This window comes from Streptomyces sp. NBC_00075, from assembly GCF_045041225.1.
In the GTDB taxonomy this organism is placed as follows: domain Bacteria; phylum Actinomycetota; class Actinomycetes; order Streptomycetales; family Streptomycetaceae; genus Streptomyces; species Streptomyces adonidis.
Map to the genome: position 1 here is coordinate 5,793,373 of NZ_CP108243.1, position 20,694 is coordinate 5,814,066.

The 20,694-nt window shown below is 71.0% G+C and carries 19 protein-coding genes and 1 pseudogene; 10 read left to right on the forward strand and 10 right to left on the reverse strand.

The features are described from left to right. Nucleotides 1-31: 31 nt before the first annotated feature. The gene (locus OG787_RS25190) at nt 32-1,117 is read left to right on the forward strand and encodes a hypothetical protein (protein ID WP_405536455.1); all 1,086 of its coding nucleotides are present in this window, start codon (nt 32-34) and stop codon (nt 1,115-1,117) included. Between the two features lie 168 nt (nt 1,118-1,285). Beyond that, nucleotides 1,286-2,335, forward strand: a complete 1,050-nt coding sequence (locus OG787_RS25195; RefSeq protein ID WP_369028973.1) for an alpha/beta fold hydrolase — start codon at nt 1,286-1,288, stop codon at nt 2,333-2,335. Here OG787_RS25195 and OG787_RS25200 read toward each other — a convergent pair. Further along, entirely contained in the window at nt 2,310-3,044 is a 735-nt protein-coding gene (locus OG787_RS25200; protein WP_405536456.1) for a carbonic anhydrase family protein, read from the reverse strand. The genes OG787_RS25195 and OG787_RS25200 overlap by 26 nt on opposite strands. 266 nt (nt 3,045-3,310) lie before the next feature. Here OG787_RS25200 and OG787_RS25205 point away from each other — a divergent pair, with 266 nt between their 5' ends. Continuing rightward, a complete protein-coding gene (locus tag OG787_RS25205) occupies nt 3,311-3,646 on the forward strand; it encodes a hypothetical protein (RefSeq protein WP_369028970.1) in 336 nt (111 codons plus the stop codon). Nucleotides 3,647-3,702: 56 nt separating this feature from the next. Here OG787_RS25205 and OG787_RS25210 read toward each other — a convergent pair whose 3' ends face one another. From OG787_RS25210 to rutA, 3 genes are read right to left on the reverse strand one after another with little or no spacing between them, the layout of a single operon-like run. Continuing rightward, nucleotides 3,703-4,506, reverse strand: coding sequence for an ATP-grasp domain-containing protein (locus OG787_RS25210; protein ID WP_405540583.1), 804 nt, complete (start codon nt 4,504-4,506; stop codon nt 3,703-3,705). Between the two features lie 51 nt (nt 4,507-4,557). After that, the gene (locus tag OG787_RS25215) at nt 4,558-5,217 is read right to left on the reverse strand and encodes an isochorismatase family protein (RefSeq protein WP_405536457.1); all 660 of its coding nucleotides are present in this window, start codon (nt 5,215-5,217) and stop codon (nt 4,558-4,560) included. Continuing rightward, nucleotides 5,214-6,296: a pyrimidine utilization protein A gene (gene rutA, locus OG787_RS25220; RefSeq protein WP_369028967.1), complete on the reverse strand. Its 1,083-nt coding sequence runs from the start codon at nt 6,294-6,296 to the stop codon at nt 5,214-5,216. Before rutA ends, OG787_RS25215 begins: the two co-directional genes overlap by 4 nt. A gap of 270 nt (nt 6,297-6,566) precedes the next feature. Here rutA and OG787_RS25225 point away from each other — a divergent pair, with 270 nt between their 5' ends. After that, nucleotides 6,567-9,533 carry a SpoIIE family protein phosphatase gene (locus OG787_RS25225; RefSeq protein WP_405536458.1) on the forward strand — a complete coding sequence of 989 codons (2,967 nt, stop codon included), beginning with the start codon at nt 6,567-6,569 and terminating at the stop codon, nt 9,531-9,533. 90 nt (nt 9,534-9,623) lie between these two features. Here the strand turns inward: OG787_RS25225 and OG787_RS25230 are convergent, their stop codons facing one another. Beyond that, complete coding sequence (locus OG787_RS25230) at nt 9,624-10,496, reverse strand: calcium-binding protein (protein ID WP_405536459.1); 873 nt, start codon at nt 10,494-10,496, stop codon at nt 9,624-9,626. A gap of 161 nt (nt 10,497-10,657) precedes the next feature. Beyond that, nucleotides 10,658-11,194 carry a GNAT family N-acetyltransferase gene (locus tag OG787_RS25235; protein WP_405536460.1) on the reverse strand — a complete coding sequence of 179 codons (537 nt, stop codon included), beginning with the start codon at nt 11,192-11,194 and terminating at the stop codon, nt 10,658-10,660. Between the two features lie 179 nt (nt 11,195-11,373). Between OG787_RS25235 and OG787_RS25240 the strand changes: the two genes are divergently transcribed. Together OG787_RS25240 and OG787_RS25245 are read left to right on the forward strand one after the other, a co-directional pair. Further along, entirely contained in the window at nt 11,374-12,342 is a 969-nt protein-coding gene (locus OG787_RS25240) for an ABC transporter permease (protein ID WP_369028963.1), read from the forward strand. Next, entirely contained in the window at nt 12,342-13,184 is an 843-nt protein-coding gene (locus OG787_RS25245; protein ID WP_369028962.1) for an ABC transporter permease, read from the forward strand. The genes OG787_RS25240 and OG787_RS25245 overlap by 1 nt, the downstream gene beginning before the upstream one ends. Before the next feature lie 56 nt (nt 13,185-13,240). Here OG787_RS25245 and OG787_RS25250 read toward each other — a convergent pair whose 3' ends face one another. Then, nucleotides 13,241-13,852 carry a hypothetical protein gene (locus OG787_RS25250; RefSeq protein ID WP_405536461.1) on the reverse strand — a complete coding sequence of 204 codons (612 nt, stop codon included), beginning with the start codon at nt 13,850-13,852 and terminating at the stop codon, nt 13,241-13,243. On the opposite strand from OG787_RS25250, the gene OG787_RS25255 reads away from it, so the two are divergent. From OG787_RS25255 to OG787_RS25265, 3 genes are all read left to right on the forward strand, one after another. Continuing rightward, nucleotides 13,853-15,634 (forward strand): dipeptide ABC transporter ATP-binding protein, encoded by a 1,782-nt coding sequence (locus OG787_RS25255; RefSeq protein ID WP_405536462.1) that lies wholly within the window; start codon nt 13,853-13,855, stop codon nt 15,632-15,634. 35 nt (nt 15,635-15,669) lie between these two features. Further along, nucleotides 15,670-17,334 carry an ABC transporter substrate-binding protein gene (locus OG787_RS25260; protein WP_405536463.1) on the forward strand — a complete coding sequence of 555 codons (1,665 nt, stop codon included), beginning with the start codon at nt 15,670-15,672 and terminating at the stop codon, nt 17,332-17,334. Between the two features lie 101 nt (nt 17,335-17,435). Continuing rightward, the gene (locus OG787_RS25265; RefSeq protein WP_369028959.1) at nt 17,436-18,614 is read left to right on the forward strand and encodes a hypothetical protein; all 1,179 of its coding nucleotides are present in this window, start codon (nt 17,436-17,438) and stop codon (nt 18,612-18,614) included. Here the strand turns inward: OG787_RS25265 and OG787_RS25270 are convergent. The 3 genes and pseudogenes from OG787_RS25270 to OG787_RS25280 all read right to left on the reverse strand — a co-directional run bounded on the left by OG787_RS25270 (nt 18,557) and on the right by OG787_RS25280 (nt 19,354). Beyond that, the gene (locus tag OG787_RS25270; protein ID WP_405540825.1) at nt 18,557-18,706 is read right to left on the reverse strand and encodes a hypothetical protein; all 150 of its coding nucleotides are present in this window, start codon (nt 18,704-18,706) and stop codon (nt 18,557-18,559) included. The genes OG787_RS25265 and OG787_RS25270 overlap by 58 nt on opposite strands. A 13-nt stretch (nt 18,707-18,719) precedes the next feature. Continuing rightward, a pseudogene (locus OG787_RS25275) lies at nt 18,720-18,881 on the reverse strand (ATP-binding protein); the annotation flags it as partial. A 41-nt stretch (nt 18,882-18,922) separates the two neighbouring features. Then, complete coding sequence (locus OG787_RS25280) at nt 18,923-19,354, reverse strand: hypothetical protein (RefSeq protein ID WP_405536464.1); 432 nt, start codon at nt 19,352-19,354, stop codon at nt 18,923-18,925. 189 nt (nt 19,355-19,543) lie between these two features. Between OG787_RS25280 and OG787_RS25285 the strand changes: the two genes are divergently transcribed. Beyond that, nucleotides 19,544-20,599, forward strand: a complete 1,056-nt coding sequence (locus OG787_RS25285) for a dihydrodipicolinate reductase (RefSeq protein WP_405536465.1) — start codon at nt 19,544-19,546, stop codon at nt 20,597-20,599. Nucleotides 20,600-20,694 lie beyond the last annotated feature (95 nt).

A 20,694-nucleotide genomic window follows, 5' to 3' on the forward strand; every position in this document is an offset into this window, starting at 1 on the left:
TTCAGCACCTTCCGAGCCGTCGGACGAAGAGATGCTCCGGGCCGTCGAGCGCTACCTGTCCGGGCGGGGAGACCCCTCCGTACGACTGCTGGTTCCGGGTACGGCGGAGCTGTCCCGGCGGCCGTTGCTCGACTTCCGGATCGAGCGGCGGTTCGAGGTGCGGCGGGGCGGGGTGCGGCAGCGGGTGCCGGGGAAGAAGCTGAAGCAGATCTCCAGGAAGCGGGAGACCTATACCGACCTCGACACCCATCCCGTCGATGTACCCGCGGGATTCGCCCCCTCGCCGACGGTGATACTGGTGCTGGCCGGGTCGATCGCCGAGGTCCCGTGCGCGGACTGCAAGGGCGGCAAGCAGGGGTGCGGGCTGTGCGCCGGGCGTGGCACGCGGGACTGTGCGCAGAAGGTCAACTGCACCGGCTGCGGGGGCGGTACCGCGGCGTGCCTCAGTTGTGGCGGCTCCCGCACGGCCTACGGGCCGCGAAACCGGCAACCGTCCAGGACCGCTTCGGGGCCGCGTGTGCAATGCGCGCGCTGCGGCTCGCACAACGCCGCGTGCCCCAAGTGCGCGGGCCGCCAGACGATGGACTGTCCCGACTGCGACGGAAAGGGGCTCCGCCCCTGCGACTCCTGCGGGGGCAGGAAGAACGTCCGGCACGAGGAGTGCGAGGGCACCGGCTTCTTCACCACATGGACGGAAGCGCACATCACCCACCCCGTCGCCGCCGACCGGGAACGGGACCCGGCTCCGGCCTACCTCTGGTGGCCGACCCACCGCACGGGCGGCTGGCGCGAGGCACCCTTGAAGGACGTCACCGACAAACTCCCGGCCGACCTGGACGAGTCACACCGCGCCCTCGTCCAACCCCACCTGGCCCGCAAGCAGCGCGAGGTACGACGCCGAGTGACCCTCCGCCACCTGCCCCTCGCCCGAGTCGCCGTCAACGCCAGTCCGAAGTGGGTGTACTTCGCCTTCCCCGAACGGCCGGAGGCAGGCGCCGGGCTCAAGGTCGTCCGGCGGCCGGCGAGGCAGCAGGTCGTCCGGTTCGCCGCCACCGCGTCGGCGGCGGTCGTGATCGTCGTACTCGTCGTATGGCTGACCGTGAAGGCGATCGGCTGATCGCACGCCTGCCGGGAGCCGATCTCCCGGGCAGCCGGCGGCGCCGGGCACCGGGAACAGGCCGGAGCCGGTTTGCCGAACCGGCAACAGGCCTCGCGTACGTCGGACTCCCGCCGCACGATTGCCGGTGACCGCCAACGTCCGCCCCCGATGACGTACGGAGGCCCCGTGCCGCCCCACCCGCACCCCCTCACCCACCGCCTTGTCCCCTCCCCCGTCGGCCGGATCCACCTGGTCGAACAGGGCAGCGGACCCCTGGTCCTGTTGCTGCACGGGTTCCCGGAGTCCTGGTACTCCTGGCGGCACCAGCTCCCGGCGCTGGCCGCCGCCGGATACCGTGCCGTCGCCATCGACGTACGCGGCTACGGCCGTTCCTCGCGGCCCGAGGACACGAGCGCGTACCGGATGCTCGACCTGGTCGAGGACAACGTCGCTGTCGTGCACGCCCTCGGGGAGCGTTCCGCCGTGCTGGTCGGCCACGACTGGGGCGCGACGATCGCCGCGACCTCCGCCCTGGCCCGCCCGGACGTGTTCCGCGCGGTCGCCCTGCTGAGCGTGCCGTACACCCCGCCCGGCGGCCCCCGCCCCAGCGAGGTCTTCGCGCACATCGGCGGTGAGGACGAGGAGTTCTACGTCTCCTACTTCCAGGAACCCGGCCGTGCCGAGGCGGAGATCGAGCCTGACGTACGAGGCTGGCTGGCAGGCTTCTACGCCGCCCTCTCCGCCGACACCATGCCCGAACCCGGCGCCCCGGACCCGCACTTCGTGACGCGCGGCGGGAAGGGAGACGGAACGGGAAGCGGCACCTTGCGCGAACGCTTTCCCCGCGACCGCCGCCCGGCCTGGCTCACCGACCGCGAACTCGACGTCTACGCCGAGGAGTTCGAGCGCACGGGCATGACGGGCGCGCTCGCCCGCTACCGCAACATGGACCGCGACTGGGAGGACCTGACGAACGGCGGCCTCACCGGCGCCCCCGTCACCCAGCCGTCACTGTTCATCGGAGGCGCCCTGGACGCCTCCACGACCTGGCTGGCCGACGCGATCAAGGCCTACCCGGTCACCCTCCCCGCCCTCACCGGCTCCCACATCCTCGAATCCTGTGGCCACTGGGTCCAGCAGGAACGCCCGGCGGAGACCAACGCCCTACTGACGGACTGGCTCGACTCCCTGCCCTCCCTGCCCGCCGCCACTACCACCACCGATGGCGGTCACTGACGATCCGCCGATCCCCGAGCGGCTGCGCTTCCAGGGCGTTGCCCTTGGGGAAGACCTCGCGGTAGTGCTCCAGGGCGGCGGCGGACGCCTGCACGGGGTGGGTCAGGACGTTCCAGCGCACGCCCGGGGTGTAGGGGCAGACGGTGGTGGAGCCGAGATAGCGGTGGGACTCGGTGCAGCTCGGCAGCAGGGTGTCGAGCTGCACGTCGGGGACCTCCCAGGAGCCCTCGGGATCTTCGGCCTGCCGCGCCGAGGACAGCAGCTGATCCAGGGAGTCGTTGGCCTGCCCCGGATGTACGAGGACGGCGACGACCGTGTACTCGAACTTCCCTTGCGCCACCTCGCGCCTGTACTTCATGTGCTGCTCCAGCGGGAACGCCACCCCACCGACGGTGTGCTCGGACGGCGTGTGCCAGTGCACGTCGACCAGCCGGTAGGTGTCGTCACCCACACTGAGCAGACACTTCTCTCCGCTCTCTCCGCTCTCTCCGCGCGCCGGCACAGCCTTCACGGTGCCTTCGTTGTCCCGGGTACAGCCGGGACAGTGGTGCTCCGGCCCCTCGTAGTGCAGTTCCATGTCCAGCCTCGTCGGGTGACGGAACCGCAGCGGCGGCAGGGCCGAGCAGTCGGTGTCCTGCGGGCGGATGTCGACGGGGCTCTGCGGAGGCGGGCAGTGGTCGGCTGACGACGAGGACGCGGTCTGGGACATGGGTGTACACCTTCGGCTGTGAGTCGGAGGGCGCGGCGCAGGCCTGGCGGGAGCCACCGCATAGCCTCCCCGCGCCACCGCACCCGACTCGCAAGATCACCCGTACTGCTGAACGGGCCTTGCCCGATCCTCAAAGGGCCCTCGTCACACCAAGTGATGAGCAGCCGATGGCGCCGTCCGCGTGACGTACGGCCGCGACCGCAACCGAAGCGGTCCTTGTGGGTCTCTGGACCAGTGATCCGCAATTCGCCGGTGAGGAGACAGAGATGACCCCCTTGACCCCCTTGACCCCCTGGAGCAACGAGGGCCTCGGTGCGTGTGCCGTCGTCGACCCGTACGCCGCACATCCCGGTGACGATGCCTGGCCGACCGCCGCCCAGCCCTGCGACGACCTCGACTACTTCCTGCCGCCGCCCAACCCCGCCCACCGCCTCGACCACCCCCTCACCCCGCACGACCACCAACGCCTCGCCCTGCACGCGGCACTCACCGTCGCCGGCATCCCCCCGATGCCCGAAGACCGCGCCGTCATCGACCGGCTGAGCACCCTGCCCGCAGAGGTCAACAACACCCTCCAGCGCTGGCTGCACCACGCCCGATGAGACCGAGGGAGCCGCGTCGTGAGCGTTGACAACACGACCTCATGAACCCTCGTCCCTCACCCGAACACCCGTGGCGCCGCCCTCAGGAACCTCTCGTCCCCCGGAGCGACCCGCCCCCGAGGCCCCGCCGCCCGCAGTACGACATCGAGCACTCCCTCCACCCGTGCCGCGTAACTGTGCGAGAACCACGGCATGTTGGCCTCCACCGCCGCCCACCGCTCGCGCCCGCCCCGGTCGGGGTCCTGGACGAGGCCGATGTCGACGGTGACCGCGCTCGGGAGGGAGTGCCGCTCCTCGGCGAGGAGTCGGTCCGCGAACCGGCGTACCTCCGGCTCTCGTACGTCCCCGTCGAGCGGCGCGGGATCGAGGCGGCCGTACACCGCGTACCGGCTCCCGGCCGCCACCCTCCCGTCGAGTACGAACAGGCGGTACTCGACCGCGAACGTGACGACGTCCGACAGCAGTACCGCCGTGTCCGGGGCGACTCCCTCGCCCGTACGGGGGAGCCGCGAGCCGTCCGCGTACACCGCCGCCGGGAAGGACTTGTCGCTCGGCGGTTTCGCGAACACCGGGTGTCGGGTCTGCCACGCCTCCGCGAGGGTCGTCAGCTCCACGTGCCGTCCCGTGAACTCCTGCGGCAGCTTCGCCAGCCAGTCGTCCGGCGGTTCCAGCAGTCCGAGGGCGAGGGTGTCGGCGATCCGGTCGGCGGCGAGCGGGCCCCCGTACCAGTGCACCGCCGCTTCGGCCGACGCCGTCAGGGCACCCGCATCAGCGAGCGACCGCACCGCCATCCCCCGCCCGGCCGCCGCCTCCGCGAGCAGCACCGTCGTACTGGTCCGCTGTCCCGAGGTCAGGAACACCGAACCCCGCCGCCCGACCCCGACCCCGCCCACGACTCGTCCTCTCCCGCGCTAGATCCCGTTCCGGGCCAGGTATTCCTCCACCCGCCCCATCCCCCAAACCTCACCGATCTTGTGCCGGATGTCGAACAGGTTTGCGTCGTGGACCCTCGTATCCCGGTCCCCCACCGCCTCCTCGACCACCACCGGGACGAAACCGTGCTGCATGGCGTCGAGCGCCGTCGCCCGTACACAGCCGCTGGTCGTCAGGCCCGCGATGAGGAGGGTGTCGATGCCGTGGGAGGTGAGATACGTGGACAGGGCCGTGCCGAAGAAGGCGCTCGGGTACTGCTTCGTCACCGTCAGGTCCGTCGTCGTCGGTGCCAGGCCCTCGATGAACTCGCCGAACTCGCTTCCCTCCACGAACGCCCGCAGGCTCGGCACCTTGCGGTAGAAGACTCCTCCGTCGCTGCCGTCGGGGCGGAGCACAACTCGCGTCACGATCACCGGGATTCCGGCCCGGCGGGCCACGGACAGCAGCTCTCGCATCGCCTTCGCCGCGTCCTCCGCGCCCGCCCCCGCGTAGAGGGGGCAGGCCGGATCGACGTACGCCCGGGCCGGGTCCACCAGGAGGAGGGCGGGGGAGGTGCCCGGCGTCAGCTGGCCGGCCAACCCCGCCCGTTCATAGTCCGCCTCCTGGGACTCCGCCCCCTGAGGACCCGCCGCACTCATGCCGAACTCCCCCTCCCCGCCCGGCACTTCATCAGCGGCTGGATGCGGGTGCCGAAGTTCTCCAGGCCCTCGAGGAAGTCGTCGAAGACCAGCATGATGCCCTTTGTGCCCGACACCCCGGCGACCTCGTCGAGCATTCTCGCGACGGTCTCGTACGAGCCGACCAGCGTGCCCATGTTGAAGTTGACCGCGCCCTCGGGCAGGGCGATCGTCCGGGCCGTCGACGTTCCCGTGGACGTCGTGTCCGCGTCCGTCTCGCCGGCCATGTACGCCAGCGCCGCGCGGTCCGCGTTGTCGTGGTAGTCCTGCCACTTGGCCTGGGCTTCCTCGTCCGTCTCCGCCGCGATGATCATGAACAGCGACAGGGCTCCCACGTCCCTGCCCGTTCGTTCCGCCTCCTCCACCAGCGTCGCCGTGCTGCCCGACAGGGCCGTCGGGGTGTTCACGCCGCTGCCCAGGATGAAGTTGTACTCCGCGTGCTCCGCGGCGAACTTCATGCCGGTGCCGCTCTGGCCGGCCGCGACGATGTCGATGTGGCCGTTCGCCGGGCGCGGGGAGAGGACGCAGTCGTCCATCTCGTAGAAGTCGCCCTTGAAGTTGGTGACGCCGTCGCGCCACAGGTCCTTCATGACGGTGACGTACTCGACGGCTCGCGCGTAGCGGTTGCCGAAGTGGTCGTCGCCGGGCCACAGGCCCATCTGCGCGTACTCGCCGGGGGCCCAGCCCGTCACGATGTTGATGCCGAAGCGGCCGGGGGCGATCGAGTCGACCGTGACCGCCATGCGCGCGACGATCGCGGGCGGCAGGGCCAGGATCGGGGTCGAGGCGTAGAGCTTGATGCGGTCCGTCACCGCCGCCAGGCCCGCCATCAGCGTGAACGACTCCAGGTTGTGATCCCAGAACTCGGTCTCGCCGCCGAAGCCTTTCAGCTTGATCATCGACAGGGCGAAGTCCAGGTCGTGGGCCTCCGCCTTCTGCACGATCGCCTTGTTCAGCTCGAAGCTCGGCATGTACTGGGGTGAACTCTTCGAGATCAGCCAGCCGTTGTTGCCGATGGGGATGAAAACGCCGATGTCCATGCCACTCCTCAGACGTTCCACGGACCTTCCGCGGACAAAGTGAAGTTCTTGACAGTCAGTTACGTTCAAATCTCAACTGTCCGTCAATGGGACGCTACATCGTCGCTATGACGGTGATATGTCACACAACTTGCCCTGAGCGTACGGTTGTTGGTGTCCGTGCGGCTCCCGTAGGGTCTGCCTCCAGGGCTGGTGAAGGTGGCCGTGGGTGTCGGTGAGATTCCTGCAAAGTCGCGCATCAGGTGGGATGGAAACGGTAAAACTTCAAGCATGAACGCACGGCTGGCACTGCTCAGCTCGGTGGATCCCGGGGTCGCGGAGAGCGAGGTCTTCCGGCTGGCGCTCCAGCACGCCGTGGCCGAGCTGGGCGCGCTCGGGGGAACGATTCACCTCCGAGGTCCCATGTCGGCCCTGCGCCTGGTGTCGGCCACCGGGCTGCCCACGGCCCTCACCGGCCCCTGGGAGATCATCGACCAGGAGGGCCCGCTGGCCCCCGCCCGCGCCCTGCAAGAGGAGTACCGGGAAGGGCACGGGGTGTGGATCCCGGGGGTGGCGGCCGAGCGCACCGACCCCACGGTCCCGATCTGCCCGTCGAGCGCGCCCATACCCGGCAGCGGACTCGCCGCCGTGCCCGTCATCCGCGGCGACCGCAGCATCGGTGCCCTCACTGTCATCACCGGCGACCGGGGTGAACCGACGCCCGTCCAGTGGCAGTTCCTGCGGGCCGTCGTCGCCTGGACCGAGGAACGCATGGTCCAGGCGCCCCCGCCGGCCGGCCCCGTCCACTCCGAGCTGAGTGGCGACCGGCTGCGCCAGGCCCTCAAGGAGGTCCGGGTCGGCTCCTGGGACTGGCACATCGCCAACGGTGAACTCATCTGGGACGAAGCCGCGATGGAGTTGTACGGCACCCGCCCCGAGGAGTACACCGCCCGCGTCGAGAACTGGATGCGCTGCGTCCACCCCGACGACCTCGGACCGACCCTCGCCCTCGTCGACCAGGCGATCCGCGGCCACTCGGTGTTCGAGGCCGAGTACCGCGTACGGGGCCTGGACGGGACGTACGGCTGGCACCAGGCGCGCGGCCGGGCCACGTACGACGAGAACGGCGAGCCCCTGCGGATGATCGGCATGGGCTGGGACAGCAACGAGTCGCGCACCGCCCGGGACGCGCTCAGCCGCGCCCTGCGGCACATGAGCGACGGGTTCCTCGCGGTCGACGACACCTGGCGGATCACCTTCGCCAACCTGGAGGCCGAACGCACCCTCGGCCTCTCCGAGGACGAGCTGTTCGGGCGCATCCTCTGGGACCTGCCCACCGTGCGCGAACTGCCCGGTCTGGAACGCCGCTGCCGCAAGGCCGCCGCCGAGGACAAGCCGGTCGGCTTCGACATACGCGTGCCCGGCACCGGCCGCCGCTACCACCTGCGACTGGTCCCGGGCCCCGACGGCCGCACCCTCTACCTCCAGGACGTCACCGAGAAGCGGCGGCTCGCGGAGGAGAGCCAGGCCGCCGAGCGTGCCGCGTCCGAACGCGCCGCCCGGATAGCGGAGTTGACCGCGGCCCTCGCGAAGGCGACCACCGCGCGGGACGTCGTCGACGCGGTCGCCCGGCGCGTACTGCCGCCGTTCGCCGCCTCCGGACTCATCGTCCAGACCATCGAGGACCACCGGCTGCGCACCGTCGGGGCCATCGGCTACGAGGACGACTTCCTCGACGTGGTCAGCAACGCCCCGCTGACACCCGGCTGGCCCAGCTTCGACGTGATCGGCGGCGAGACCCCCGCGTTCTTCTCGTCCGCGGCGGAGTTCGTCGTCCACTATCCCGCGCTGGCCGACCTGCCCGGCCGCAGCGGCAAACAGGCCTGGGCGTTCCTGCCGCTGACCGCGTCCGGCAACACCTTCGGCGTCTGCTCGGTCAGCTTCGACCGCCCGCGTGGTTTCACCGACGAGGAACGCACCCTCCTCACCACGATCAGCGCCCTCGTCGCCCAGGCCCTGGCGCGGGCCCGCCTCTACGACGACGAGCGCAGCCGCTCCCGCGAACTCCAGCGCGCCCTGCTGCCCAGCGAGTTGCCCGACCTGCCCGCCTGTACGTCCGCCGCCCGCTACCTGCCCGCCGCCCAGGGCATGGACGTCGGCGGCGACTGGTACGACGTCATCCCGCTCTCCGGCGGCCAGGTCGCGTTCGTCGTCGGCGACGTCATGGGCCACGGTCTGCCCCAGGCGGCCACCATGGGCCGGCTGCGCACCGCCGTCCACACCCTCGCCGACCTCGAACTGCCCCCCGACGAGATCATGAGCCATCTCAACGACATCGTCGGCAACATGGGCGAGGAGTCGTACGTCACCTGTCTGTACGCCCTCTACGACTCCATCACCCAGACCTGTTCCATCGCCCGCGCAGGGCATCCGCCGCCCGCGATCGTCCACCCCGACGGCACGGTCTACTTTCCCGACCTCACCGCCGACCCGCCTCTCGGCGCCGCCGAACCCCCTTTCGAGACCGTCGAGTTGAAGGTCCCCGAGGGCAGCCTGCTGGTGCTGTACACGGACGGTCTGGTCGAGTCGTCGAAGCGGGAGATCGACGAGGGCATGGGTCAACTGGCCAGGCTGTTAAGGGGTGCGTACGAGGCGGGCGAGCAGGACGACCTCGGGCAGCTCTGCGACACCCTCACGGCGGGACTGCTCCCCGCCGAGCATCCGAGCGCGGACGACGCGGCCCTGCTCATCGCCCGGCTGCACGCCCTGACCGGCGACCGGGTCGCCTGCTGGCCGCTGCCGGAGGATCCGAGGGCGGCGGGGCAGGCACGCCGGCATGTCCGCGAGCAGCTGTCCGTGTGGGGCCTTGACGACCTCACGGCGACCACGGAACTGCTGGCGAGCGAGCTGGTCGGCAACGTCGTACGGCATGCCAAGGGGCCGCTCCAACTCCGGTTGCTGCACGGCGCCGAGCTGATCTGTGAGGTGTTCGACGGGAGTCTGACGATGCCGCGTATCCGTCGGGCGACGGAGACGGACGAGGGGGGCCGGGGGTTGCAGTTGATCACCGCGCTGTCGCAGCGGTGGGGGACGCGGTATACGCCCAACGGCAAGTGCATCTGGACGGAGCAGGCGTTGCAGCCGCCCGTTGACCGGCGTGAAGTCGGTCCGGGGGATGGTGCGTTGGAGTTGATGTTTCTCAACCCTGGGGAGTTTGACGACTTTCCGGAGTTGAGAGGGCTCGGTGACCTGAACTGAGCCCTCCCTGGTTGTCTGGCAGTCGGGTCGCTGCGGGGCGGTGGGGGCTGGTCGCGCAGTTCCCCGCGCCCCTGAAGGACTGAAAGCCGGCTAGTTCTGGTAGACCCTGTCCTTGCCGGGGCCGCCCGAGAGGATGTCCTTGCCCGGGCCGCCGTGTATGAGGTCGTTGCCGCTGTTGCCGTAGATCCTGTCGTTGCCCTTTTCGCCGTACAGGCGGTCGTTGCCCCTGCCGCCGTAGATGAGGTCGTCGCCCGACCTGCCGTACGCGACGTCGTTGCCGTCCCCGCCGTTCAGGATGTTCCGGTCCCCGTCCTCGTTGTCCTCGCCGGTGAGCGAGTCGTTCCCGGCGCCGCCGTAGCACGCGTTCGAGCACCCGGTGAGGACGTCGTTGCCGGCGCCGCCGAGTGCTCCGAGGCCCCAGACTCCGCCTCCGCCGACGAGGTGGTCGTTGCCGTCCTGGCCGTAGAGCACGTCCCAGCCGGTGCCTATCAGGACGTCGTTGCCCTTGCCGCCGTAGATCGCGGCGTACGCGTGGTTGTTGGCGGGGATCGTCGCCGTGTCGTTGCCGTCACCCAGGTCGACGTCGTAGATGTCGGTGTCGTCGGAGCCCACCGGGATGTGGACCGCGCAGCGGGCGACCGTGAGGTCGGTCGCCGAGGGGTACACGCACTCGTCCTTGTCCGCCGCGCTCTTGTCGATGGTGATGGGCGCGCGGTCGCGGAAGGTGAGGATGTAGTAGGCGTCCAAGTCGTTGTCGCGGACCTCGATCTTCATCGAGACCGTCAGTCGGTTCGCCTGGCCCGTGGTGGCCTTGTACCAGAGCTCACCGCCGGTGTGGCGCAGCGATCCGGCGGTCGGGGTGGCCGCCTGGGCGGCCGGGGCCGTGAGCGCGGCGGCGCCCAGGGCGAGGGTCAGGGTGAGTGCGGTGGTCGTGGCGGTGGCGATCCTTCTGTGTGTACGCATGCGGGAGCAGCCCCTTCGCGGGAGTCGTGCCGTGGGTGGGTGGCCGTGTGTGGACACGGCAACTGATTACCCGTTAGACAGCGGTCCGGGGGCGGAGGTTGTACCGGGAGCGTCGTGAAATGTCCTCTCTGTGGAATCGCTGTGAATCCCTGCCTCTCCCCTCAACTGCCGTCTGCTGTAAGGGCCCAGACCTCCACGTCATGGCGTACGCCGTCCATCGGGAACGCCGAGCGCAGGACGCCCTCGCGGCGCATGCCGAGCCGTTTCGCCACCGCGAGGCTGCGGACGTTCGTGGCCGCCGCGCGCCACTCCACCCGGGACATGCCGCGGGTGCGCAGCGCCCACTCGGTGAGGTGGCCGGCGGCTCGGGTGACCAGGCCGCGGCCCTCGGCCTCCGGGGCCAGCCATGCCCCCAACTGGCAGACGCCGGACGGGACATGGAAGGCCGAGAAGCCCACCCCGCCCACCAGGGTCCCGTCGAGCCAGATCCCGTAGATCCGCATGCCGTCCCGGGCCTGGGCCTCGGCGTACTTGCGCAGCCAGGCCTCGGCCTTGGCAGGGTCGTCGATGGCCGTCGCCCAGGGCAGCCAGGGGGCGAGATGGCCGCGGTTGCGTTCGACGTGGTCGTGGAACTCCGTTGCCCGCCAGGGTTCCAGGGCGCGGAGTTCGGCTCCTTCGGTGAGGGGGTGACTGAGCATGGCACTTCCGTTTGTGGTGCTTCGGTCTTGTGACGCTTCGGTTTACGGAAATTCGCGGATATTTAGCTTTCAAGATCTTGTCATGTCAGATAAACGGATCGTAGAGTTCCGGTCACCCGAAGACGAACGTCGATCGGCGGACCTGCCGAACGCGCAGGGAGGGACGGGTTCGTCGTGCCATGAGCATCACCTTGTTCGTCCTCCGGCGGCTGTGCGGCGGGCTGGTCCTGCTGCTCGTCCTCGCCCTCCTGGTCTTCGCCCTGCTCGACGCGAGTCCCGGAACACCGCTCCAGACCCTGCTCGGCACCCGGCCGGTGACACCGGAACTGATGGCGGACTTACGCGGCCGGTACCACCTCGACGAACCCTTCGCCGCGCGGTTCCTGCACTGGCTCGCGGGCGCCGTCCGGCTCGACTTCGGACAGTCGATCTCGGTCCAGTCCGGCACACCCGTCGCGGACATGATCTACGGCCGGATGCTGCTGACCACCGAACTCGCCGTCTACTGCCTGCTGCTCGTGCTGCTGGTGGGCGTACCCCTGGGGGTCGCGGCGGGCATGCGGCACGGGCGGGCCACCGACCGGGGCATCTCGCTGCTGGCCACGGTCGGTTTCGGCGCACCCGTCCATGTCCTGTCCGTCGTCCTGCTGTACGTCTTCGGCGTCGCCCTGGGCTGGTTCCCGGTGTACGGCGCCGGCGAGGACGGACTCGCCGACAGGATCACGCATCTGACGCTGCCCGCCGTGACGTTGGCGATCGTGCTGTCGGCCGTCGTCGTACGGCAGACCCGGGCGGCCACCCTGACGGTCGTACGGCAGGACTACCTCACCTTCGCCCGGCTGCGCGGCCTGAGTCCGGGGCGCGTGCTGATCCGGTACGTGCTGCGCAACTCCGCGCCGCCGGTGGTCACCAGCGCCGGAATGCTCCTCATCGCGCCGGTCGGCGCGGGCATCTTCATCGAGCAGGTGTTCTCGCTGCCCGGGATGGGCTCACTGCTGCTGTCGGCGGTCACGGCCAAGGACGTTCCGGTCGTCCAGGGGCTCGCGCTGCTGCTCGGCGCGTTCGTGGTCGTGGTCAACCTGGTCGTCGATCTGCTCGGGTACCTGCTCGATCCGCGCGTCCGCCTCCACGCGGCCGGGGAGGGCTGATGGCGAGCGCGGCCCTGGCACCGGACCGCCGTCGGCCGCCGTTGCCGGTGCTGTTCGCGGCTCTCGCCGTGGCCGTGATCGCACTGCTCGTGGTGACGGGGGACCGGCTGGCCCCGTACACCCCCGAGGATCAGGACCTGCTGCTCGGCGTGGCCGGTCCGGGTGGCGGACACTGGCTCGGCACGGACACGCTCGGCCGTGACGTCCTGTCCCAGGTGATCGCCGGTACGCGCAACGCGGTGGTCGGGCCGCTGTGCGTGGCGCTGGGCGCGGTGCTGCTGGGCGTGCCGCTGGGGGTGCTGGCCGGGTATCGCGGCGGGCTCCTCGACATCACCGCGAACCGATTCGCCGACCTGGTGTACGCCCTGCCCGCGATGCTGCTGATCATCGTCGTGGCCGGGATGCTCGGCGGCGGCTACTGGCTCGCCGTCGCGGTCCTGACCCTGCTCACCCTCCCGGCGGAGATCCGGCTCTGCCGCGCCACAACCCTCGTACAGGCCCGGCTGCCCTACGTCGAAGCCGCCCGAACCCTCGGACTCCCGGCGTCGAGCGTGATGTTCCGGCACATCCTGCCGAACATCCTGCCCACGGTCGTCGCGACCTTCCTCCTCGACTTCGTCGGAGCACTGGTCGGCCTCTCCGGCCTCTCCTACCTCGGCCTCGGGGCCGCCCCCGGCACCCCCGACTGGGGCCAACTCCTCCAACAGGGCCAGAGCCTGCTGCCCGTCAACCCGTACATGTCCCTGGCCCCCGCCTTGGCGATCACCGCCACCGCAACGGCCGTCACCCTCCTCGGCGACTGGATCCACGACAGCCGAACCACGAAACCGGCCCACCGATGAGGCCACCGGGGCGACCGGACGGGGTCGTTGGCGAGGGGACTTCGGCGGGCATGCCGTCAGGCACTCCGGCCTCCGGCGAGCGGGCTGCCGGCGATCGGGCTGCCGGAGACCTGCCGTTCGGCGGTCTGGATCCCGGCGGCCTGGCCCCGGGTGGTCTGGCCTCCGGCGAGCGGGTCTCCGGCGACTGGACTCCCGGTGATCGTGCCTCTGGCGACCGGGCGTTTGGTGGCCCGGCTCTCGGTGATCGTGCCTCTGGCGACCGGGCGTTTGGTGGCCCGGCTCTCGGTGATCGTGCCTCTGGCGACCGGGCGTTTGGTGGCCCGGCTCTCGGTGATCGTGCCTCTGGCGACCGGGCGTTTGGTGGCCCGGCTCTCGGTGACCGTGCCTCTGGCGACCGGGCGTTTGGTGGCCCGGCTCTCGGCGACCGAGCCTCCGGCGACCTGGGTTCTGGTGGCCGGGTCTGCGGGGACGGTGTCTCTGGGGGCGGGGACTCCGGAGCCCTGCCCGCGGGCGGCCCGGCCCGTGGGGACCGGGTCTCCGGCAACCGTGGTTCTGGCGCCCTGACCCCCGATGACCTGACCCCCGGCGACCAGGCTCCCGGTGACCCACTGCCCGGCTACCCGTACCCCAGCGACCCGCCCCCGCTCCTGACCGTACGTCACCTCCACGTGCGCGCCGGTGGCGGTCGGGGCAAGGCCCGGACCCTCGTCCGGGACGTCGGGTTCGACCTCGCCGCCGGGCGGACTCTCGGCATTGTCGGCGAGTCCGGCAGCGGTAAGACGCTGACCGCCCGGGCCGTGATGGGCGTACTCCCCGATGGGCTGCGCCCCGAGGGGGAGGTGCTGTTCGACGGGATCTCGCTGCTCGGCAGGCGGGAGCGGGAGTTACGTCCGTTGCGCGGGGACCGGCTGGCCATGGTGCTCCAGGATCCGTTCACCTCGCTGAATCCGCTTCAGACCGTCCACACGCATCTGTCGGAGTCGCTCGCCCCGGCGGTGCGCCGCAACCGTGCCGCCGCCTCCGCCGAGGTCGCGCGGCGGCTGCGTGAGGTGGGGCTCGACCCGGATGCCGTCGCCGGGCGTTACCCGTTCCAGCTCTCCGGCGGGATGCGGCAGCGCGTCGCGATCGCGGCGGCCCTGGCGCGGGACCCGGAGCTGCTCGTCGCCGACGAGCCGACGACCGCCCTGGACGTCACCACCCAGGCCGAGATCCTCGCCCTGCTGCGCCGGCTCCAGACCGACCGCGGCATGGCCCTCGCCCTCATCACCCACGATCTGCGTGTCGCGTTCTCCGTCTGCGACCGCGTGCTGGTCATGTACGCCGGTTCCGTACTGGAGGACGCCCCGGCGGCGGCCCTCGACCGGGCGCCTCAACACCCGTACAGCCTCGGCCTGTTGCTCGCCGAACCGCCCGTGTCCCGCTACGTGGACCGGCTGGTCTCCGTACCCGGGCAGGTGCCTTCCGCCGACAGCGTCGCCGACGTGTGCGCGTTCGCCGACCGGTGCGAGTGGCGGCACGACGACGCCTGTACGACGGCCCGGCCCGCCCTGGTCTCCCGTACGGCGGACCGGGCGTCCGCGTGCGTACGGATCGACGAGATCGGCGACGCGATCCGTCAACGTCGGCTCCGCCCCGCCAACCCGGGCACCCCGCCGTCCGCCCCCGGCGGGGAGCCGCTCCTGGTCGTCAGCGGCCTCACCAAGACCTACCGGACGCGGTCCATGGGCAAGCGGGAGACGACCGCCGTGCGCGACGTCTCCTTCGAACTCCGCGAGGGCGAGTCCCTGGGCCTGGTCGGCGAGAGCGGCTCCGGCAAGACGACCATCGCCCGCTGCGTACTGGGCCTGACCACCCCCACCACGGGCACGATCCGGCTCGGCGACCTCGACGTCACCGACTACGGAAGGCTGAGCCGCGGCGATCACCGGACGGCGCGCCGGACGGTCCAGGTCGTCTTCCAGGACCCCTACTCCTCCCTCAACCCCCGCCTCACCGTCGGTACGGCACTGCGCGAGGCGGTCGCCGTACGCCGCGAGGGCGCCGTCGATCCCGTACGGCGGGCGGCGGAACTGCTCGAACTCGTGGGCCTGCCCGCCTTGTTCGCGCGCAAGCACCCGAGTGCCCTGTCCGGCGGCGAGCGTCAACGCGTCGCCATCGCACGGGCGTTGGCCGTCCGGCCCCGGCTGCTGATCTGCGACGAGCCCGTCGCCGCCCTCGACGCGTCCGTACAGGCGCAGATCCTGGAGCTGCTGCGCGAACTGCGCACCACGTACGGCACGAGCCTCCTCCTCATCACCCATGATCTGTCGGTCGTCCGCCAGATGACCGACCGCGCCGTCGTCCTGCGCGCCGGCGAGATCGTCGAGAGCGGCGAGACACCCACCCTCCTCGACGCACCGGGCCACCCCTACACCCAGCGCCTCCTCGCCTCGATTCCCGGCGGGAACTGAGCACGGCCCCACACGAGATGAACGGAACCAGGAAGATGCCCCCCACCACCACGCCCCCCACCCCCTCCTCACGGCGCACAACGCTCCCCGTCGCCGCCCTCACCACCCTCCTCACCCTCACCCTCACGGCCACCGCCTGCACCAGCGGCGACAACACCACCGACACCACCGACCGAGCCGCCCGGACGACCGACAAGGCCGTCCCCGTCGTCAACTGGGCACTCCCCAACGCACCCGCGTCCCTCGACTACGCCAAGAGCTACGACAACGAGACGACCGGTGCCGTCATGGCGCTCGTGACGGAACCCCTCGAACGCGTCTCCAGCACAGGCCGGTTCACCTCGCAGCTCGCGACCTCCGTCACCCAGCCGAACCCGACCACCCTCGTCTACAAGCTCCGCCCGGGCGTGAAGTTCTCCAGCGGCGCGGAGCTGACCGCCGAGGACGTCGCCTGGAGCATCGGGCACTTCTCGTCCGACACCGCGCAGACCTCCGCCCTCGGCCAGAAGGTGGCCGGCGCCGAGGTCACGGGCCCCCTGGAGGTGACCGTCAGGCTCAAGGCCGCCGTCCCGACCGCGCGGGCCGGGATCGCCATCACGACGCTCGTCGAAGAGGCCAAGTACGCCAAGGCGCACGCCAAGACACTCGGCAACGCGGGCACCGCACCGGTCGGCACCGGCCCCTACCGGGTCGCCTCCCAGACGGCGGAGAAGATCACCCTGGTCCGCAACCCGGCGTACGCGCGGACCAAGCCCGCCGCCGACAAGGTCGTCTTCTCCTTCATCGCCGACGACACGGCCCGCCAACTCGCCCTGCGCTCCGGCGAGATCGACGGCGGCCCGGTCACCGACCGCAGAAGCGCCGCCCAGTGGAAGGCGATACCCGGCGCGACCCTCTACACCGAACCGTCCCTGGCGCGGGACTTCCTCGCCATGGACGTCACCCGCGCGCCCTTCGACGACGTCCACGTCCGCAGGGCCGTCGCCCACTCGGTCGACCGGGCGGGCATCATGAAGGCCGCCTTCGGCTCCCTCGCCACCCCGATGACCGGACTGGTCCCGGCCCAGGAACTCGCCGGTGTCGCCGGCTCCGAACAGACGGCGAAGACCTTCCTGGACTCCCTGCCCCAGTACCCCCTCGACGAGACCCGGGCCAAGGCCGAACTGGCCAAGTCGGCCCACCCGCAAGGCTTTTCGACGACCATCGAGTACGTCAAGGACTACCCCTGGCAGGAACTCGCCGTCCTCAGCATCCAGCAGAACATGAAGCCGCTCGGCGTGACGATCACCCCGAAGGCCGTCACCGTGAACGAGTGGTACGCCAAGTTCTTCCAGCACCAACTCACCGGCCTCTCCCTCCCGTTCGGCTTCGAGGCCGGCTACCCCGACCCGGCCTCCCTGCTCGGCAAGCTCGTCGGGAAGACCAACATCGGGCCCCAGAAGATCAACATCGCCAACTGGACCACGGCCGACGTCGACGAGGCCCAGGCGACCGTCGCGGCGGCGGGCCCGGACAGCACGCGCTGGGCGGCAGCCCGCACGATCCTCGGCGCGGTCGCCGAACACGTCCCCTACGTACCGCTGTTCACCGAGGACGAGGCGTTCGTCGTCCGCAAGGGCTTCGCGTTCGAGGGCTCAGGGCTCACGTCCTTCGACCTGGCCAACGGAAGCTGGATCTTCCGCCTGAAGGCCACCGTCTGACCGGATCTTCCGCCTGAAGGCCACCGTCCGAGACGGAACCTGTCCTGCTGTTGGGCCCTCTCCTAGAGGGGGCCCAACGAGCAGAAGGGGCCAGGAGAGACGTGCCGGTCATAGGCCAGCGGGGGCACCTCGTGCTGCTCACCGCCTGGACGATCCTGTGGTTCGCCGTGGTCGAGCCGCACGGCGGCTTCTCCTGGCACTACCTCCGCACCGGCGGCGAGCTGATCTACGAGCGCCCCGGCAGCCCCGACGGCGGCCTGAACCTCTACGCCCACCACCCCGAACTCCAGATGGGCCCCGTCAGCTTCCTCGCGGCGGGCCTCCTCAACCCCTTCCCGGAACACGTCGGCCAGTTCCTGGCAGCCGCCGTGATGTCGCTGCTCGGCCTGGCGATCCTGGTCATGGCCGGCCGCAGCGCCGCCCAGTACTTCCTGGGCACCGGCACCAACCACCAACGCCTGCGCCAGCGAGTCCTGATCGCGGGCTTGGCGTTCATCCCGATGTGGATAGAGGTAGCGGTCCGCTTCGGCCACCTGGACGACGTACTGGCCCTCTTCTTCACGGCCTTGGCGGTACGTTCCCTCACCCGCGGAGACGCGACGGCGACCGGCATCTTCCTCGCTCTCGCCGTGGACTCGAAACCGACCGCCCTGGCCTTCCTCCCCCTCCTCCTGGCCCTACCGAGGCAGAAATGGCCACGCGCGGCCCTCTGCTGCGCCGCCCTGATCGCGGCCGTCTGGCTGCCGTTCTTCCTCGGCGCCCCGCACTCGTTCGCCGCCGCCGAGTTCGTCATCCCCAACCAGCCGGCGTCCGCCCTGCGCCGCCTCGGCGTCGGCGACCCGGTGACCCCGCCCTGGGTCCGCCCCGCCCAGGCGGCCGCCGGCCTGGCCCTGGGCTGCGTCGCGGTGTGGCGCGGACGCTGGCCGGCGGTCGTCCTGCTCGGCGCCAACGCCCGCATCGTCCTGGACCCCAGCGTCTACACGTACTACACGGCCTCGGTCCTCCTGGGCACCCTCCTCTGGGACGTGATCGGCCAACGCCGCCTGGTCCCCTGGTGGAGCTGGATCGCCCTGCTCACCCTGTACGGCAGCGTCTTCGCCGTCCCCGACGACGCGACCCGCGGCCTGGTCCGCCTGGGCTTCGTCGTCGTCTCGACGTCGTACGTCCTGTTCTGGCCGGTACGGGACCGACGGCGCCGACGCTCCCCCGCGCCACCGGCCCCTCAGGCCTCGCCGGACTTACCGAGCAGCGACTCATGGGCCTCGGCGAGGAGGAGGTAGCTGCCGGCGGTCCAGGTCCAGGTCCAGGTGCAGGCGCGGTCGCGGTCGCGCAGGCCGGTGCCGGTCAGCGCGTTGAATGACGACCGGGACAAGATGTTCTCCTCGTCACGACAGCCAGGCGTCTGCGACCACGAAGGAGACCACCGTTCCGCCGAAGTGGCTGGGCCCGGAGTGCCACGCCTCCGCGATCGCGTCGACGAGGAGCGGCCCGCGCCCGTGTGTCTCGTTGGCGTCGGGGCGCCGGAGTCGCACGTTCGCAGGGAAGCCTGATCCGAGCGAGAGGCTCGGTGTCCTCAAGGATCTACGCCTCAGGCTGCGAGACGAGTTTGCCGTGCTGCGCCATCGCGCGTGGGTTGTGGATCGTCCACCCGGCGGGCCCGGTGCGGCAGGGCCGCGCGCCGCTCGGGGACGAGCACGCTGCCCAGCGGGAACTGGTGCGTCGGCGTCGTCAGCACCGCCCGCAGACCAGCGGCGGCGATCACCTCGCGCAGCCGTGTCCAGCCGGGCTTCTCGCAGCTGACGGCGGTGATGCCCTGGGCGCGCAGGGTCTGGCAGACGCGCCGTACGCCGTCGGTCACGCTCGTGCACACCGTCACGTCCTGCGGACCGGCCGCGGCACCCCGGTGCTGCGTCAGGAGATGCTGACGCTCCGGGTGCATCCGGCCTTCGAGGAGGGTAGGTACGAGGACGCGCGAGCGGCGCACGACGAACTGGTGCCCGACGAACTGAGGCTCACTCACCGGGACCGCATCAGGCTCGACACGCCGCACAGCCGGATGCTGATCCAGGAGAGCCACACGGAACAGGGCGCCGGCCGGCTGCGGGACTCGCCGAGCGGGCCCAGCAGACGTCGGACATCGACCTGGCCGCCAAGATCTGGCGGACGCTCGCGGAGACCCCCAGACCACAGTGAGGTGGACGAGGTGGACATGGATCGAGACAGCGCCCGGTCAGGGAAACGGCTCGAAGTCGTCCAGTGGGCCACCGGCAACATAGGCACCGGCGCGCTGCGGGCGGTACTCGGCCACCCCGGCCTCTCCCTGGCCGGGGTCTACGCCCACTCACCGGAGAAGGCGGGCCAGGACGCGGGCGACCTGTGCGGACTGGCCTCCACCGGCATCAAGGCGACCCACGACATCGAGGAGATCCTGGCCCTCGGCGCCGACTGCGTGCTCTACATGCCGCGAGCCTGCGACATGGACGAGGTCTGCCGGATCCTCGCCTCGGGCGCGAACGTCGTCACGACCCGGGGCGAGTTCCACCACCCCCCGAGCATGGACAAGGCGCTACGGGAGCGGGTCGAGGCCGCCTGCGCACGGGGCGGCACCTCGATCCACAGCACGGGCAGCAGCCCCGGCTTCATCACGGAGGCGGTCCCGCTGGTCCTGGCATCGATCCAACGGCGCCTGGACCACCTGACCATCCACGAGTACGCCGACCTGTCGCGCCGCGACTCCCCGGGGATGCTGTTCGACGTCATGGGGTTCGGCAGCGCCCCCGCGGACTTCGACGAGGCCCGGCTCTCCCACGTACGCGACAGCTTCGGCCCGTCACTACGCCTGCTGGGGGACGCCCTCGGCCTCCCGCTCGACTCGGTCGTCGCGTCGGGCGAGGTCGCGACGGCTCCCCGCCCGACGACGATCGCGGCCGGGACGCTGCCGCCGGGCACGGTGGCGGCACAGCGGATGACGGTCTCGGGCCTGAGGGGCGGCGAGGAGCTACTCCGCTTCCAGGCGACCTGGTACTGCACGACCGACCTCGCCCCGGCCTGGGACATCCGTCCCACGGGCTGGCACCTCTCGGTCGAGGGCGACGCACCCCTCGACATCGACATGCGCCTGGCGGTCCCCCTGGAACGGATGGCGTCGGTGACCCCCGGCTACACCGCGAACCGCGCCGTCAACGCGGTCCCGGCGGTGTGCGCGGCGATGCCGGGCATCCGGACGACGGTGGATCTGCCGGGGTTCACGGGGGTGTTGGGGTGAGGAGAGGTCGCCGGGGACGGGTGGCGTTGGCGGTGCGGCCGGTGGCGTTGGCGCGGACGTCGGATACGGGTGGGGCCGTGGGGTTCGCGGTGCGG

Bases quoted from the DNA above. Each gene is read 5' to 3' on its own strand.
- OG787_RS25190 (WP_405536455.1), top strand. From the start codon at position 32: ATGCTCCGGGCCGTCGAGCGCTACCTGTCCGGGCGGGGAGACCCCTCC.
- OG787_RS25200 (WP_405536456.1), bottom strand. From the start codon at position 3,044: ATGTCCCAGACCGCGTCCTCGTCGTCAGCCGACCACTGCCCGCCTCCG.
- OG787_RS25205 (WP_369028970.1), top strand. From the start codon at position 3,311: ATGACCCCCTTGACCCCCTTGACCCCCTGGAGCAACGAGGGCCTCGGT.
- OG787_RS25215 (WP_405536457.1), bottom strand. From the start codon at position 5,217: ATGAGTGCGGCGGGTCCTCAGGGGGCGGAGTCCCAGGAGGCGGACTAT.
- rutA (WP_369028967.1), bottom strand. From the start codon at position 6,296: ATGGACATCGGCGTTTTCATCCCCATCGGCAACAACGGCTGGCTGATC.
- OG787_RS25225 (WP_405536458.1), top strand. From the start codon at position 6,567: ATGAACGCACGGCTGGCACTGCTCAGCTCGGTGGATCCCGGGGTCGCG.
- OG787_RS25230 (WP_405536459.1), bottom strand. From the start codon at position 10,496: ATGCGTACACACAGAAGGATCGCCACCGCCACGACCACCGCACTCACC.
- OG787_RS25235 (WP_405536460.1), bottom strand. From the start codon at position 11,194: ATGCTCAGTCACCCCCTCACCGAAGGAGCCGAACTCCGCGCCCTGGAA.
- OG787_RS25240 (WP_369028963.1), top strand. From the start codon at position 11,374: ATGAGCATCACCTTGTTCGTCCTCCGGCGGCTGTGCGGCGGGCTGGTC.
- OG787_RS25245 (WP_369028962.1), top strand. From the start codon at position 12,342: ATGGCGAGCGCGGCCCTGGCACCGGACCGCCGTCGGCCGCCGTTGCCG.
- OG787_RS25260 (WP_405536463.1), top strand. From the start codon at position 15,670: ATGCCCCCCACCACCACGCCCCCCACCCCCTCCTCACGGCGCACAACG.
- OG787_RS25285 (WP_405536465.1), top strand. From the start codon at position 19,544: ATGGATCGAGACAGCGCCCGGTCAGGGAAACGGCTCGAAGTCGTCCAG.